Below are 15688 nucleotides of genomic sequence, written 5' to 3' on the forward strand. Positions count from 1 at the left end.
TTACTCTTCCTTTCCGTTTTCTATTGTCAAATACTTCTCTAAATATTCATCACGTATTCTCTTAAGTTCTGTTCTAGGTAATATCTTTAATAGCTTCCATCCAAGATTTAAAGTTTCATCTATAGTCCTATTTGTATTAAACCCTTGGGCAACATATTCTTTTTCGAAAGCTTCAGCAAATATTGCATACTTCTTATCGGTATCAGATAAAGCGGATTCACCTAATATAGCTGCAAGTTCTTTAGCCTGTTTACCCTGTGCATAAGCGGAGAATAATTGGTTCATGGTATCTGCATGATCTTCTCTAGTTTTACCTTTACCAATACCTTTATCCTTTAATCTAGATAGGGATGGCAATACATCTATAGGAGGCATAATCCCTTTTTTGTAAAGTTCTCTTGAAAGTATTATTTGCCCTTCGGTAATATATCCTGTTAAGTCAGGGATTGGATGAGTTTTATCATCTTCTGGCATGGTAAGTATAGGTATTTGAGTTATGGAACCTTCTTTACCTTTTAATCTCCCTGCTCTTTCGTATAAAGTAGATAAGTCAGTATAAAGATAACCTGGATATCCTCTTCTTCCTGGAACTTCTTTTCTAGCTGCAGAAACTTCACGTAAGGCTTCACAATAGTTAGTAATATCAGTCATAATAACTAATACGTGCATGCCTTTTTCATAAGCTAAATATTCCGCAGTGGTTAAAGCCATTCTTGGAGTAGCTATTCTTTCAATAGCAGGATCATTGGCCAAATTCATAAATAATACTGATCTATCTATAGCTCCGGTTTTTGTAAAGTCATCTACAAAGAATTGAGCTTCTTCAAAGGTAATTCCAATAGCAGCAAAAACTACCGCAAATTTAGAATCTGAACTTAAAACCTTTGCCTGTCTTGCTATTTGTGCAGCTAACTGAGCATGAGGAAGTCCTGATCCGGAGAAAACTGGAAGTTTTTGTCCTCTAACTAAAGTATTAAGTCCATCAATAGCTGAAACCCCTGTCTGAATAAACTCAGAAGGATAGTTTCTAGCTACAGGATTTATTGGCTCTCCATCGATATCCAGTTTCTTTTCTGGTATTATCTTAGGTCCATTATCCTTAGGCCTTCCTAGTCCATCAAAGACTCTTCCTAGCATATCTTCTGATACTCCTAGCTCAAGAGGCTTTCCTAAAAATCTAGCTTTTGTGCCTTTTAAGTTAATACCTGATGAGCCTTCAAATATCTGAACCATGGCTTTAGTACCGTTAACTTCTAGTACCCTACCTCTTCTCATCTCTCCATTTTGAAGTTCAATATCTACAAGTTCGTTATATTTTACTCCTTCAACACCTTCAACGATCATCAAAGGTCCAACTACTTCTGTTACTGTTTTATATTCTTTAAGCATCAAGCACTCCTCCTTCACTGATGAGTGTATCAACTTCTGAAGTTAATTCAGTAGTAATTTCATCTATTCTGCTTATTTCACTCTCAGCTATATATTTACTTCTGGCTATTTTATCTCTAACCTCCATAGCTAAGATCTTTTCTAGGTAAACTCCAGTTTTAAGAGCTCTTTCTGCTTCTTTATGAAAGCCTAGTATAAGTTTTAACATCTTATACTGCTTATCTAATGATGCATATGTATCTACATCATGGAAAGCATTTTGTTGTAAATAGTCTTCTCTTAAGGATTTTGCAACTTCAAGTTTAAGTCTATCTTTTTCAGACAGAGCATCTATACCAACAAGTCTTACTATTTCTTCTAAATTTGCTTCTTCTTGAAGCAGTGTCATGGCTTCAATTTGAAGTTTAGTCCAATCTGATGCAATATTCTTATTCATCCATTCGCCTATTCTATCTAAGTATAATGAATAAGAGTTTAGCCAGTTAATAGATGGGAAATGCCTCTTATAAGCTAGCTGTGAGTCCAATCCCCAGAATACCTTAACTATTCTTAAAGTTGCCTGGGAAACCGGCTCTGATATATCTCCCCCTGGAGGAGATACAGCTCCTATAGCTGTAACAGCTCCTTCTCTTCCTTCTTCACCAAGGCATACAACTTTTCCAGCTCTTTCATAGAATTCTGCTAGTCTAGAACCAAGATATGCTGGGTATCCTTCATCTCCTGGCATTTCTTCTAGTCTACCAGACATTTCTCTAAGGGCTTCTGCCCATCTAGAAGTGGAGTCTGCCATAATAGCTACGGAATAACCCATATCTCTAAAATACTCAGCTATGGTTATACCAGTGTAAATAGATGCTTCTCTAGCTGCCACAGGCATATTAGAGGTATTGGCTATAAGCACTGTTCTTTTCATCAATGATTCTCCAGTTTTAGGGTCTTTAAGCTCTGGAAACTCATTAAGAACGTCAGTCATCTCATTACCACGCTCACCACAACCAACATAAACAACAATTTCAGTATCTCCCCATTTTGCAATCTGGTGCTGAACTACTGTTTTACCTGCTCCGAAAGGACCTGGTACAGCAGCTCCTCCACCTTTTACTACTGGGAAGAAAGTATCTATTACCCTTTGACCTGTTACCATAGGCTCCTCAGGGGTTAGCTTGGTTTTGTATGGTCTACCTTTTCTTACAGGCCATTTTTGTAACATGATTATTTCTTTTAAGCCATTACTGGTTTCCACAGTACATATGGTTTCCTCTATAGTATATTCTCCGGACTTGATTTCTTTAACAGTTCCTTCAATACCATAAGGAATCATAATTTTATGATTAACTACAGTGGTTTCTTGTACAGTACCTATAACGGTACCTGGAGATACTTTATCTCCTTCCTTTAATACAGGCTGAAAATCCCACTTCTTTTCTCTATCTAGCGCCTTAATTTCTATACCTTTTTTTAAAAAGCTACTATTAGCAGCTTCCATATACTTATCTAAGGGTCTTTGGATACCATCAAACATGGATTCAATAAGTCCTGGTGCTAATTCAACGCTTAAAGGCTCTCCTGTGGTATATACTGGATCTCCAGGTCCTATACCAGAGGTTTCTTCATATACCTGAATAGATGCTCTGTCATTTCTCATTTCGATGATTTCACCGATAAGACCTTGAGCTCCAACCTTACAAACGTCATATATATTAGCTTCATCCATATTTTCTGCAACCACCAATGGACCTGAAACTTTAATTATTCTACCGGTTTTCAATTTATCCAACCTACCTTCCTTTCAAAACTATCTGTGTGTTTATAAAATATTGTATAACCAGGTACTAGTCTGATAATATGTTTACACCCACAGCTTTTTCAACATTATCACTTATTCTTTGCATTCCTATGTTAAGTGTTCCCTGGTTACTAGGGATTAATATCACAGCCGGAAGCAGCTGTTTATTATATCTTTCAATGGTTTCTTCTATATCCTTAGCTACTTGTTCTGTAACAAATATTACACCATATCCAGTAAGTGCTAACTTATCGACGGTTTTTCTAGCTTCTTCTTTTTCTATTACTGGAAAAACCTCAATACCTAAAGCTTTAAATGCAAGAACTGAATCCTTATCTCCTACTACTCCTATCTTATGCATAATTATCACGCAGCCTTTCTCTTATAACTTCTGGAGGCACGTTGTTTAACTTTCCAACCATTATTATCCTAATAAGCTTAATTTCATTTTCTTTAGCGTAGATATATGCTATAACAGGCTCTACACCAAAGGTTATGTATTTAGCTTTTTTCATAAAATTAATAATGAAATTATCCATATTTTTTTCCAGGCTTCCTAAGGATCCTGTACGTAAATATTCTTCAATTCCAGTTCTTAAAATACTATCATAATCCGTAAAAGACAATCTTCCTGCAAGGTTTTCCGCGGAATCTGCATACAAATTGTTTAGTCTTTCATTATCTAGATTTCCTCCAGATATAAGAGTTTCGTTGAAAAAGTCCCTGCTCTTATTCTGACTCTTCACTCTTAAAAGAGTTTTTATATTAGTTAAGTCTATTAAAGTTTCTAAATATTTCTCCATAGATTTATCATCCATGGCTTTTACCAATTGATGCATGTGTTCAAAAAGGTATCTATCAAGAATAATATCTATATTTTGAGGATCTGAAGTTGCAGCATAGTCTTCTAAAGTGCTTTCCACAGCCCTTCTCATTATAGGATTCAGATCCCTGTAATATTCTGATTCTATATAGTATTTAAGCTTATTAACATCTATAGATCCTACAGATATTAAAAGGTTTGATAAATCTATACCTAATATTTTTCCTTTAATAATTACCTTTAAATTATGATAATCATATTTTAAACTCATAAAGTCCACTACTGATTTTACTGGAATCATCTGATAGAACATATCATATACTCTTTTTAGCTCACTGCTAAGCATAACCTCATAGTCTTCAGGTCTTTTTACATTATTAAGATGAATTGAATATTCACTTTCCTGAAGTACCTTTAATGCTTCTAAAGGTGTATCTGAATCCACCATTCTATCTAACTTTGATTTATCCAAAAGTCTTGTTTCTAGGACTCTGAGTCTTGGGATTACCTGATTGAACATCATTTTATCCATAGGTTATCCCTCCTTTAATTAAAAAGCACTTTAGCTATATCATACTCAAGTTCATCCCTTAAACTTCTTACTAATGCTTCAAAGGTATTGTTGATTTCCACACCATTTTTCTCAAGTATGAATCCGCCTTTAAAATTTCTTCCTTCAGCGCTTAATTTAATATTTCCTTTTTTGCCTTGAGCAATAAGTTCTGTATTTATACTCCTTATTATCTCAGGTTGATTTTCTTGTAAATGCAATTTCTCTTTTACCATTTCTACAAAATCATTTTGTAATGTTTTATTTTTGTTATCTAACATAGCTTTTAAGTAATCATTACTTAATATTAAGGTTTCATCTCCATCAATATCCATACTTTTTATTTTTGAAACTAAATACTCATGAAAAGTTTCTATAGGCATATGGGATAATTCTTCTATAGCCTTGTGAAATACTTCATCAATAACCTTCTGCTTTGCTTCAAGCTTTTCATTTCTTACTTTAAGCACCGAATTAGATATTATCCTATCTTTTTTTGTTGCGCTTTCTCTTGAAGCCCTATCTAAAATTTCTTTTTCTAAGTCCTTTGCTTCTTGGATCTTTTTAGCTATAACTTTTTCTTCCTCTTCATGGGCATTTTTTATTATTTCTTCACTTTTGATTTTAGCATCTTCAAGTATTTTATTTATAATATTATTTAAATTTGACATTTAGGCAACACCCCAAACTATTTTATGTTTAATACCATGAATAAGGAAGCAACGAAACCAAGTAAAGCATATGTCTCAACCATAACTGCGTAGATAACGCCTTTCATAACATCATTAGGTCTTTTAGCTAATATCTGGATTCCTGCAGCTGCAGCTTTTCCTTGTGATATAGCTGATCTCCAACCTGCTAAAGCTATTGGAAGTGATGCCATAAAGTATGCACAACCTTTATATAAGTCTGGTGTACTTCCACCTAATATTCCTACGTTTAATAAAATCATAAGGGTTATAACAAATCCGTATAAACCTTGTGTACCTGGAAGTGCAACTAGAATAAATGTTTTACCAAATTTCTCAGGTTCCTCTGTCATTAACCCTGCAGCAGCTTCACCAACTATTCCAATACCTTGTGCAGATCCAATTCCTGCAAGTCCTGTGGCTAAAGCCGCACCTAATAGTGCAAATATTAATCCTCCGTTGTTTTCTACTAACCATTGAATAAATGTCATTTATATTTCCTCCCAACTATTTTGTTATTTTTATATATTCATCAGACAGCTTATAAGGTATAAATTTTTTACCGCCGCCTTCATAAAACTTATTAAAGAATTCTAAGTACTGCAATCTAGCTGCATGTACATAGGAACCTAAAGCATTTACTAAAAGATTAAAAGTGTGTAGTGGTATAAAGAGTAATGGAGCTACAATATACCCATAAGGTTTAGGAATTAAATTAACTATTAAGTTTAATGCATTAGCTATAAAACCGGTGGCAAGCCCTAAGGCTAATAGCCTTGAATAAGATACTATATCACCTAAATAGCTTGTTATACCATAAACACCATATATGCCCCAACCTATCTTTCCAGCAAGGGTAGGATAACTTCTTCCTTGAGTTAAAAGAAGACCTACTAAACCTATAATTAGTAACACTTTTCCTAATGCTCCAATACCTAAAAACATCAATATTGCTCCAGTTAAGGTAGCATACCAAGTCCCCACATCATATATAGCATCTTTCCAGTCACCATTTCTAATAAGGGTATAAGCCTTTATACCAAGACCTATATATATATGCAAAAGTCCAAATATTACAGAAAGAATAAGTATCTGAGTTATATTTTGAGGTGGATCAATGACATAAGGTATATTTATACCAAAATAAGTTTTAAACAGATCACCGAACCAACCACCATAAATGGCACCCCAAATTACTGTAGAAATACCTGCATAAAAAAACAATTTAAAATTCTTCTTTTTTTCAGGATCTTTTATTATCTTCATAGCAATAGCTGAAACGATGACCATTATGAGACCATAACCTGCATCAGATAGCATCATACCGAAGAAGATAAAGTAAAACACCGATAATATTGGAGTAGGATCCACCTCTTTATATAGAGGTAAACTATACATTTCCACAATATTTTCAAAAGAAGAAGCAAAGGCATTGTTTCTAAGCTTAATAGGAATATCTTCTACCTCCTCCTCTGAAGCTTCTTCAAAGGTTAAGTGGTAATCTTCACCTACAGCTTTTTTAATATGCTCCTCTAACTCCCTATTATTTTCCGTAGGCACCCATCCAATTATAGTTACTACATTATTGGTCTTTAAGAAATTATTAGAAGCTTCCATACGGGTTAATATATTGTTGTAATATTCATAAACTAGCTGAAGATCTTCTACTTTATCCTTAAAACCTTCTATAGTTTTACCTATTTTAATTTCTTCCTCATGAATGTTATTAATTCTTGTTCTAAATTCTTTAATGACATCAGAAGGTTTGCCATCATATGCTAAAGTAAAACTTGTAAAACCATAATTTTTAAGCATATCATCTATGGCTTCCCTTTGATGCTTACTTCCTAAAACGAAAAAGTAAGTGTCTTGATTATCTCTATTTACTATTTCCAAATAGCCTTCTGAAATCTTTTCATTAAATTCATTTATAAACCTGACTTCATATTGCTTTGATATAGATCCGATAAAATAAACTGAACTTTTAAGCTCTTTTAAATATTGAAAAGGAGCATCGAAGCTACTCCAAGTCCTAAGACTCTGTATTTCTCCTTCTAGCTTATTCTTTTCATTTGCCAGCTCACTTAAGGTGGCATCAAGCTTCCTTAACTCTTTCCAATGGTCTTCCCAGCTTATCTGAGATGCTATTTTATCTAAATCTTCATAGCTTAAAGTTCTTTTATTGTTCAATAGAGCCAATAAACCAGATTTTGAAGGCACGTAATTATTGATTAAATCTAGAGAAAATCTTAACTTTGAGAGATTCTCTTCATACTCTGCATGCTTACTTCCTAAAGAATCCTTATGTAAATCTTGAATTTCTTCATGATTTTTTATAAATTCTTCATCCTGAAGATTTATAAATTGTACTCCTTCAAATAGCTGAAGTTCTTTAAGAATGTTTTCCTTTTGTGATTCAAAGGCCAGCAAAGTAAATTTATTCATGTTAATTATGGCCATAATTTTTCACTATCCTCTCAACCACTAATTTTACTGCTTGTTGTAACTTTTCCTGAGATACATTTAATAATTCTTCTGTCTCTTCTCTGCCTAATTTTAATATAGGTTCGGATGCTAAATTACCTTCTGTCTCAGCTTTTTTAAAGTAATTATCAGACTGTGATTTTGCAGACTTTATTATTTCATCATAACTCATTTCAGCCTTTAGATTTCCTTGCTTTATAATCTCTCGACTTTCTTCCTGAGCATTTTTAATAAGCAAATCTGCTTCCTCTTCTGCCTTTCTAATTTCATTTATAGCTTCTAATGCCACATATCTCACCACCTTACCGCAATAATTAAAAAACTATGAATAAAATATGAATTAATACTTTATATAGTATTAAATACTTTTTACTACAATAATTATACTTACTTATTATAAATTTTTCAACTTTTTACTAGAGATTAATATAACTTTTACACTTTATATTAATATTTACATTAAAAAAACCATTAAAGGTTTAGCGTTTTAGCTAAACCAAATGTAAAATATCAATTATATTATCTGTATTTTTCAAATCAAATATTATATATGTATCTTTATATTTTATTTCGTTATTAATAACAAAGTTCATAATATCTATACTAAACTTTTCAATATAAATATCATTAATCTTTAGATTATCCCTAAACATCGTCTTAATTTGAGATTCTTCTTCTTTTGATATTTTTTTTACTATAAAGTCTGGTATACCTCTTTTTTTATTAAATCTAAGATAATCGAACTTTATTATATCTTGTATCTCTAATAAATTGTTACTTATTAAAACTTCTTCGTTAAATTCTAGAAAAACTTTATAGTATTCTGTATTAGAAATACTTCTTGCAAAATATCCTTTTTTATTAAAGAATTGTCCTAAACTTAAGAAAAAATCAAAAGGAGTGGGAAACTTTTCAATAAAAAACTTAATTATATTATTAAACTTTCTGCTATTATAATATTTATCTACCATGGCTTCTATTTTTTTTAACTCTAATAATTCAAAATAGCTCATAGTATTGGTTTTTAAAATTTCATATGGAGGATAAGGTGAATATTCCATCCCCCACTTTCCAGCCTCATCTCTCATGGAAGATCCTTTTAAAAGCTTTAAGAATCCAAGTTGTATTTCTTCAGGCTTTATTTTAAATACCTCATTAAAGGAATTTTTAAAAGATGAATAATCCTCTCCTGGAAGTCCCGCAATAAGGTCTAGATGCTGTTTAATATTATCTATTTTTTCTAGTTCTAGTACCTTCTCCTTTATATCATTAAAGTTCACATATCTATTTATGTTATTTAATATTGTATTGTTAGTGGTTTGAACTCCTACTTCAAACTGAAATCTTCCTTTAGCTGCTTTTCTTAATAATTCAATTTCATCCTTTTTTAATAAATCCGCAGAGATTTCAAAATGAAAACAAGTATTAGTATCTTGTTCAATGAGAAAACTCCATATACTCATGGCAAAATCGTGTTTGCAGTTAAAGGTTCTATCTACAAATTTAACCAATTTGACTTTTGAATCTATAAAAAACTTTAAGTCTTTTTTAACCCTTTCAATATCTAAAAATCTTACTCCGTGCATGGTAGAGGAAAGGCAATATTTGCAGTTAAATGGACATCCTCTTGAAGCTTCATAATACACTATCTTATTGTCTATATTCTCTTCATATACATAGGGAAATACTATATTATTTATGTCCATTAATGGTCTTTCCCCGTTATATAATATTTTTCCTTCTTGTCTATAGTACAATCCTTTTATGGAATCTAAAGCGCTTCCTTCTATTTTAGCATTTAAAAACTCTTTAAAGGTCTCTTCTCCCTCTCCTTGAATAACATAATCCACCTTATGGTCTCTCATAGTTTCCATACTATCATAGGAGACTTCCGGTCCTCCATATAAAATCTCTATATTAGGATTTACTCTCTTAATTAATTCAGTAAGCTTTGTTACATATTCAATATTCCATATATAACAGGAAAAGGCTACTATATCCGGGGAGGATATTATAATGTCTTCAAGGATATTTTCTACTCTATCATTAATACTATACTCCTTTAATATTCCTTCATAATTAAGATTTCTTGAATATTCCTTTAAATATCTTATTGCTAAGTTGCTGTGAATGTATCTTGAGTTTATTCCTACTAGTAATACTTTTAGCATTAGTTAGTTCTCTTCCCTTCTTTTTAGCTCTTATGAAGTATATTCCATCCCAAGCTTTATACTCTTCTAATTCAAAAAATGGCTCTAAAATATTAATGGTGTTTTTAAGTGATGAATCTTTAAATATATTATAATCTTTTAAAGTGAACTCTTTACTATTTCCTTGGGGTAAAATAACCTTAATATTATTCTTATAACTCATATTTAACTTTTTATCAATATCCCAAATATAAAGCGTACCTTTTTCTTTTAGATATTCATATATTTCTTCTATAAAAATAACTTTTGACTTATTCCCCATCATAGAGTTTAAAAAGAAAAAAATCACAGCATTATCGTAACTACTTTTCTCCATTTTGTGTTTTTCGCCATTATCTATATAGTCTATCTCAGAAGAACTTTCGTTACTCTTAAAAATATTATATATAATTCCCATATTGTCATAGCTTATATCTAATACATCCCCTTGAAAACTAAAGCTTTCAAGATTGATAATAGCACCATTACCCATATTGTATCCCCCTTATCTTCCCTTAACTAAATAACTTCTACACAAAGAAAAAAACTCCTCTATATAGAGGAATTTTTATAATACTTTTTTACATAATTTTCATAAAAATCTAACAAAAATCCAGCGGTGGTAATTTGAGCTTGTTTTAATATAACTTCTGATATTTTGTAATAGCGCTCTTCCAGTTCCACTATGCTGTCATACTTTTCATGGGTATCAAATGCTACTAAAGCATTGTTTTTGATATAATCATCTATTTTGTCATATCTTAAGGTTCCTCTTTCTATGGCAAAAGAATAGTCGCTAAAAAGTCTTCTTATTATCCAGAGTTCAAATTTTCTATGTTTTTTTAACAATTTATTATTAACGTGATGGGGTACTGTAGCATCTTGAATTAAATGGCAGGAAGCCCCTAAATAAAACATTGATTTTGTCAAATCTTCTTCTACATTTAGAAATTTCCCAGCCATGTTATGATACTTTTTAGCCTCAGCCAAGGCATTGGAAAAACCATATAACCCCTTTTCCTTTTTTATATGATAAAAGTGATTTGAACTTTTAAAGTCTTGATCTGCCCAAGTTACTCCTTCATTTAAAGCCTTAACATTTTTCCTATAAAACTCTGCAGCTTCTTCATACCCATCATTATGAAGAATCTGAATTGCTTGTATATTAATAAATTTATGAACAATGCAGTGAGTTTTTACAGCAATCTTTTTAACTGGATTTACCACTATCATTGCTCCTCTTATCATCTTTCCATAAGTAAATTCTAATCTTCTTGTCATAGGTTATCACTTCCATTTAGAATTTCGTTCAATATAGTCTACATCAACTTTATATTATTAATATGTTTCTTTAATATATTTTTATACTAAGAAATACATCTTTATAATATCTATTAGGAGACTATAATTGAATCTCATTATCATTTTCTCTTAGTTTTATCACAAATATTTATTTTTGTCTAGTGATTAATTGTAAACTTTTATGTTAGGTTCCAGACACTTGACAAGTGACAAATATCTATATAACACATCATTACTTTATAGATATTAGAATATACCCATGACCTTTAGAATACTTATTTATTGATAGTAAAATTAAGGAGGCCTATATGGGTAAAGATAACTTTTATAAAAACACGTTTATTCTAACCCTTTCTAACATCACCACTGGAATATTTAGCTTTATTTTTTCTGTTACTCTTTCTAGAAGCCTTGGTGCAGAAGGAATGGGATTATATAATTTGGTTATGCCTGTTTATAATTTATTTATATGTATAATGTCAGCAGGAATGCTTGCTGCAATATCTAAAATATCTGCCATTTATAATGATAGTAAGGATTATGGAAATTTATATAAGACTATTAAAACTACCATAGTATTTAATTTAGCATGGTCTATTCTTATTGCATCTATGGTTTTTGTATCTAATGATTTTATAAGTTTTAACATATTAAAAGATAGCAGAACTTCTATGGCATTAAAAATAATTTGCCCTGCTATGGTTTTTATTACCCTTTCCAATATTTTAAAAGGATATTTTTATGGAGTATCAAAGGTTATGATACCAGCCATTATTGATATATTTGAAAAAGGTATAAGAATCTCAGTGGTGCTTATAATTTTAAGTAAAATCGGGACAAGCTCTATGACTTTAAGCTTAACCGCTTCCTACATCTCCCTATGCTTAGGTGAACTAATAAGTCTCATCTTATTATATATTTATTATAAAATTGATAAGAAAAATAAACTGTTTTATAGAAAACCCTCAGAAGGGAGAGCACAATTATTATTTAATGTACTAATTATATCCATCCCCCTTTGTATAAATGGCATTATTACAAATATTCTCTCTACAGCCTCAGCCTTGATAGTACCTAGGAGACTAGTAGCTTCTGGTATACCTTATAGCACAGCATTGACACTTATAGGTAAATTTACAGGTATGGCCATGGTTATAGTGTTTTTTCCCATGGTTATTATAGGCTCTATAAATACAATACTCATCCCCGACTTATCAAAGAGCGTTAGCAAGAAAGACTATGCTTCCTCTGAAAACAGGATAAAAGACGTTTTAAGACTTTCTTTTCTTCTTGGTATATGTACCATTATGATATGTACTACCATACCTAATTCACTAGGTATAATGCTATTTAAAAGAAATGATCTAGGTACCTTTATTAAGTTTGCCTCTTTATCAGCTCCGCTTTTTTACACCTCTATAACTAGTTATGGTATATTAAACGGTATTGGTAAGCATAATATACTTTTAAGAAATTCTGTAATTATTTCTGTAATTGAGATTATACTTTTATTCTTTCTAACTTCTATTTCTTACATCAATATATTAGGCTATGGAATAACCCTAATTATTACTTCTTTATTAACGGTTATTGTAAATATTGTAGAAATTAAAAAATATTATGAACTTAAAATATCTTTTACCAATGTTTTTATTTATTTTCTTTTTTCTATGTTTATTTACTATTTTTTAAACCTTAGCAATAAACTTATACCAGATTATTTATTTGTTCTAAAGAATTGTATTATTATTTTTCTTGGCTTCTCTCTTTTTATTTTTTCTATTTACTATACCAAAAAAGCCTCTAGCTAAAAAGGTATACCTCTTAGAATATTATTTCTAAGAGGTATACCTTTTCTTTTATTATCTCATTCTACTTTTTACAAAGTTAGGAATCTTGTTATACAGCCTTGGAGACATGTTTTGCACCTCTGCCTTGGTAATAATACCTATAAGTATCAATCCATATCCATAAACTAAAACTCCCATTAGTATAGACAAGAAAGTGGCAATTCCATAAATCATCCTTGAAGGACTTGTTCCTCCTAATATTAAAAGTGTGTATTTGTTAACAAAGAACACCACTAAACCCATTAAGCTAGAAGCAATAGCTGGCCCTATAAACAGTGAAAAATATCTTATTTTTTTTCTTATGGTTTTTCTTAATATTATGCTATTTAATAAAAATGTAATAAGATACCCTACATAACCACCTATAATTGCGCCATATATATTTATATCTGGATTTGCTATAAGTGCATAGTTTAAAAGTATCTTAACAGCTAAACCAGCTAAAAGAGTATATATTACTATGTAAAACTTATTTAAGCTTTGAAGTATGGTGGTTTGCAGTTGAACCACACCCATTAAAACCATAATAAAAGAACCATATATCATAAGCCTAAATCCATATGTATCCCTAAAATATAATAATTTGTATATACTTTCACTTAAAACTGCTAGTCCTACCGCTGAAGGAATGGTAATTATAAATCCTAGTTTAAAGGCAAATCCAATCTTTTCTTTTATTGTCTCTTTATTTTTATTTATCACAGCTCTAGATATGTCAGGAAGCACTATGGTAGTTATAGCTACAATAAATACTAAGGGCACATAAGCTAAGTTTTGATATTGACCTAAATAGCCCGCTAGTTTATCTATATTATCCGCAGAAAACCCAGCAAAGGATAATCTAGTTCTTACGTTAGTTGCATCAATTACAGTACCAAAATTTTGAAGACCAGCACTTAGTGTTATGGGCATACCATATTTAATAACCTTTTTAACTAAATATTTGCTGCTATATCTTCTCTCTGCTGTTTGTGCTCCCTTGGGTATTTTAAAAAGCTTCTTTGAGTTATATATGTATATCATATAAATAATAGATATAAAGGCTCCCGCAGAGGTACCGATGGTTCCCCCAGCTACTCCAGCCTCAAGGCTTACCTTCATTAATGCATATGCAAAAGTTAAGCTTATGATTACATTTGCAAATTGCTCTATAACTTGTGACACACCAATGGGAGCTATAATATTTTTACCTTGAAAATATCCTCTATAAGCCACTAGTACAGAAGTAACAGCTATAGTAGGTGCTAAAGTAATAAGAGATAAAACAGCTCTTGGGTTCTTTGTAGCAACACTTATAGGTTTTGCAAAGACCATAAGTAATATCGTGGCTACAGTTCCTACTATAAATAATAAAGTTCTTGATATCTTAAAAGCTTTTAGTGCATCTCTAGGATTACCCGATTCATCTAGCTCTGCTACTAACTTTGCAATGGCTGGCTGCATTCCTATATTAGTCATAGCATAAACCCAGGTAAATACCGCATAGGTATTAGTGTAAACCCCAAAGCCATTGGTATCAATTATAGATATCAATAATGGAACATATAACAAAGATAATAATTTTACTACTATGCCTGCTATTGAAAGTATGGCCATCCCCCTAGTGGTAGATTGTTTCTTCATAATCCTCTCCCTATCTAATCACTACTTTAAACACATCATTCTTTATTTTCTTAAATATTGGAGGAAGACTTTCTGCAATAGTCTTATTTTCTAGATATGCAAGCTTTTCTCCACAATTTCTAAATATAACCTTATATGCATATAAGAATTGATAATTCAATCCATACTTATTTATAAAAAAGGTATTAACTTTACTATCTCCATACTTAGCATCACCTATTATAGGATATCCTAAATGTGATAAATGCGCTCTTAATTGATGGCTTCTCCCTGTGATTAATTCAATTTCTATAAGAGAATATAGCCCATCAGTTTGAATAACATTTATGTCCATGGCTATTTTTTTGCTGTTTTTAACATTATCATTATATATCTTTGATACATTATTAGCTTCATCCTTTTTTATATATCCCTCATATATGCCAGGTTTAATTTTACCTTTTACCAAAGCCATATAATATTTTTTTATTTTTCTTTCTCTAATCATTTCATTGAGTATCTTTAATGAATCAAAGTTCTTGCCAAAAATTACAATACCTGATGTATTTCTATCTAATCTATTACAAGATGCTGGGGTAAAGGTTACTTCCTTTTCAGGTAAATAATCTCCTTTTTCATTTAAATAAGTTAAAACAAAGTCTGTTAAAGTGGGTTCTCCGCCTTTTTTATCTGAGTGCACAAGGATATTTGGCCACTTTTCCACTAAAAGCATATTTTCATCTTCATAGGTAATTTTTAAGTGATCTGCATTTACCTTTTGAAAATTATATTCTTTCTTTCTTGAGGTGGTGATATCTCTAATCACCACTTCATCCCCTAGCTGAAGTTGATATTTTTCATTTTTTTTACTTCCGTTTATTTTTACATCACCTTTTCTTAATGCCTTATAAATTGCACTAAGGGGTACATCTTTAAGAAGCTTTCTTAAAAACTTATCTAACCTTTGGCCTGCTTCATTGGATCCTATTTCAATATTCATAATAACTCTCCTATTCTAATTAGT

General features: G+C 31.2%; 14 protein-coding genes. 1 reads left to right on the forward strand and 13 read right to left on the reverse strand.

All coding sequences use genetic code 11. From position 1 onward, the window contains the following. The 11 genes from BUA82_RS17065 to BUA82_RS17115 form a co-directional block, all read right to left on the reverse strand. Complete coding sequence (locus BUA82_RS17065) at positions 1–1389, reverse strand: V-type ATP synthase subunit B (RefSeq protein WP_073011169.1); 1389 nt, start codon at positions 1387–1389, stop codon at positions 1–3. Further along, on the reverse strand, positions 1382–3157 hold the full coding sequence (locus tag BUA82_RS17070; protein WP_073011407.1) for a V-type ATP synthase subunit A: 1776 nt from the start codon (positions 3155–3157) through the stop codon (positions 1382–1384). Before BUA82_RS17070 ends, BUA82_RS17065 begins: the two co-directional genes overlap by 8 nt. Before the next feature lie 64 nt (positions 3158–3221). Next, positions 3222–3536, reverse strand: a complete 315-nt coding sequence (locus tag BUA82_RS17075; protein WP_073011411.1) for a V-type ATP synthase subunit F — start codon at positions 3534–3536, stop codon at positions 3222–3224. Continuing rightward, positions 3529–4530, reverse strand: a complete 1002-nt coding sequence (locus BUA82_RS17080) for a V-type ATP synthase subunit C (protein ID WP_073011172.1) — start codon at positions 4528–4530, stop codon at positions 3529–3531. The genes BUA82_RS17075 and BUA82_RS17080 overlap by 8 nt, the downstream gene beginning before the upstream one ends. Positions 4531–4544: 14 nt before the next feature. Continuing rightward, on the reverse strand, positions 4545–5219 hold the full coding sequence (locus BUA82_RS17085; protein ID WP_073011175.1) for a V-type ATP synthase subunit E: 675 nt from the start codon (positions 5217–5219) through the stop codon (positions 4545–4547). A gap of 17 nt (positions 5220–5236) precedes the next feature. Beyond that, on the reverse strand, positions 5237–5728 hold the full coding sequence (locus BUA82_RS17090) for a V-type ATP synthase subunit K (RefSeq protein ID WP_073011177.1): 492 nt from the start codon (positions 5726–5728) through the stop codon (positions 5237–5239). Positions 5729–5744: 16 nt separating this feature from the next. After that, positions 5745–7697, reverse strand: a complete 1953-nt coding sequence (locus BUA82_RS17095) for a V-type ATP synthase subunit I (RefSeq protein WP_073011178.1) — start codon at positions 7695–7697, stop codon at positions 5745–5747. Continuing rightward, positions 7684–8010 (reverse strand): hypothetical protein, encoded by a 327-nt coding sequence (locus BUA82_RS17100; RefSeq protein WP_073011181.1) that lies wholly within the window; start codon positions 8008–8010, stop codon positions 7684–7686. Before BUA82_RS17100 ends, BUA82_RS17095 begins: the two co-directional genes overlap by 14 nt. A 202-nt stretch (positions 8011–8212) precedes the next feature. Further along, positions 8213–9892, reverse strand: coding sequence for a B12-binding domain-containing radical SAM protein (locus tag BUA82_RS17105; RefSeq protein WP_073011183.1), 1680 nt, complete (start codon positions 9890–9892; stop codon positions 8213–8215). Continuing rightward, positions 9801–10403, reverse strand: a complete 603-nt coding sequence (locus BUA82_RS17110; protein ID WP_073011185.1) for a hypothetical protein — start codon at positions 10401–10403, stop codon at positions 9801–9803. The genes BUA82_RS17105 and BUA82_RS17110 overlap by 92 nt, the downstream gene beginning before the upstream one ends. A gap of 59 nt (positions 10404–10462) precedes the next feature. Next, the gene (locus BUA82_RS17115; RefSeq protein WP_073011187.1) at positions 10463–11191 is read right to left on the reverse strand and encodes a zinc dependent phospholipase C family protein; all 729 of its coding nucleotides are present in this window, start codon (positions 11189–11191) and stop codon (positions 10463–10465) included. Positions 11192–11520: 329 nt separating this feature from the next. On the opposite strand from BUA82_RS17115, the gene spoVB reads away from it, so the two are divergent. Next, entirely contained in the window at positions 11521–13023 is a 1503-nt protein-coding gene (gene spoVB / locus BUA82_RS17120; RefSeq protein WP_073011190.1) for a stage V sporulation protein B, read from the forward strand. A gap of 51 nt (positions 13024–13074) precedes the next feature. Here the strand turns inward: spoVB and BUA82_RS17125 are convergent, their stop codons facing one another. Then, positions 13075–14685: a putative polysaccharide biosynthesis protein gene (locus tag BUA82_RS17125; protein WP_073011192.1), complete on the reverse strand. Its 1611-nt coding sequence runs from the start codon at positions 14683–14685 to the stop codon at positions 13075–13077. A 10-nt stretch (positions 14686–14695) separates the two neighbouring features. Next, positions 14696–15664, reverse strand: a complete 969-nt coding sequence (locus tag BUA82_RS17130) for an RluA family pseudouridine synthase (protein ID WP_073011195.1) — start codon at positions 15662–15664, stop codon at positions 14696–14698. Positions 15665–15688 lie beyond the last annotated feature (24 nt).

Source organism: Clostridium amylolyticum (assembly GCF_900142075.1).
Taxonomy (GTDB): Bacteria; Bacillota; Clostridia; order Clostridiales; family Clostridiaceae; genus Clostridium_AA; species Clostridium_AA amylolyticum.

What these genes read in the sequence shown, in the direction of transcription:
- BUA82_RS17130 (WP_073011195.1), bottom strand. Translation starts at nt 15,664, where the DNA reads ATGAATATTGAAATAGGATCCAATGAAGCAGGCCAAAGGTTAGATAAG.
- spoVB (WP_073011190.1), top strand. Translation starts at nt 11,521, where the DNA reads ATGGGTAAAGATAACTTTTATAAAAACACGTTTATTCTAACCCTTTCT.
- BUA82_RS17065 (WP_073011169.1), bottom strand. Translation starts at nt 1,389, where the DNA reads ATGCTTAAAGAATATAAAACAGTAACAGAAGTAGTTGGACCTTTGATG.
- BUA82_RS17105 (WP_073011183.1), bottom strand. Translation starts at nt 9,892, where the DNA reads ATGCTAAAAGTATTACTAGTAGGAATAAACTCAAGATACATTCACAGC.
- BUA82_RS17115 (WP_073011187.1), bottom strand. Translation starts at nt 11,191, where the DNA reads ATGACAAGAAGATTAGAATTTACTTATGGAAAGATGATAAGAGGAGCA.
- BUA82_RS17075 (WP_073011411.1), bottom strand. Translation starts at nt 3,536, where the DNA reads ATGCATAAGATAGGAGTAGTAGGAGATAAGGATTCAGTTCTTGCATTT.
- BUA82_RS17080 (WP_073011172.1), bottom strand. Translation starts at nt 4,530, where the DNA reads ATGGATAAAATGATGTTCAATCAGGTAATCCCAAGACTCAGAGTCCTA.
- BUA82_RS17085 (WP_073011175.1), bottom strand. Translation starts at nt 5,219, where the DNA reads ATGTCAAATTTAAATAATATTATAAATAAAATACTTGAAGATGCTAAA.
- BUA82_RS17110 (WP_073011185.1), bottom strand. Translation starts at nt 10,403, where the DNA reads ATGGGTAATGGTGCTATTATCAATCTTGAAAGCTTTAGTTTTCAAGGG.
- BUA82_RS17090 (WP_073011177.1), bottom strand. Translation starts at nt 5,728, where the DNA reads ATGACATTTATTCAATGGTTAGTAGAAAACAACGGAGGATTAATATTT.
- BUA82_RS17095 (WP_073011178.1), bottom strand. Translation starts at nt 7,697, where the DNA reads ATGGCCATAATTAACATGAATAAATTTACTTTGCTGGCCTTTGAATCA.
- BUA82_RS17125 (WP_073011192.1), bottom strand. Translation starts at nt 14,685, where the DNA reads ATGAAGAAACAATCTACCACTAGGGGGATGGCCATACTTTCAATAGCA.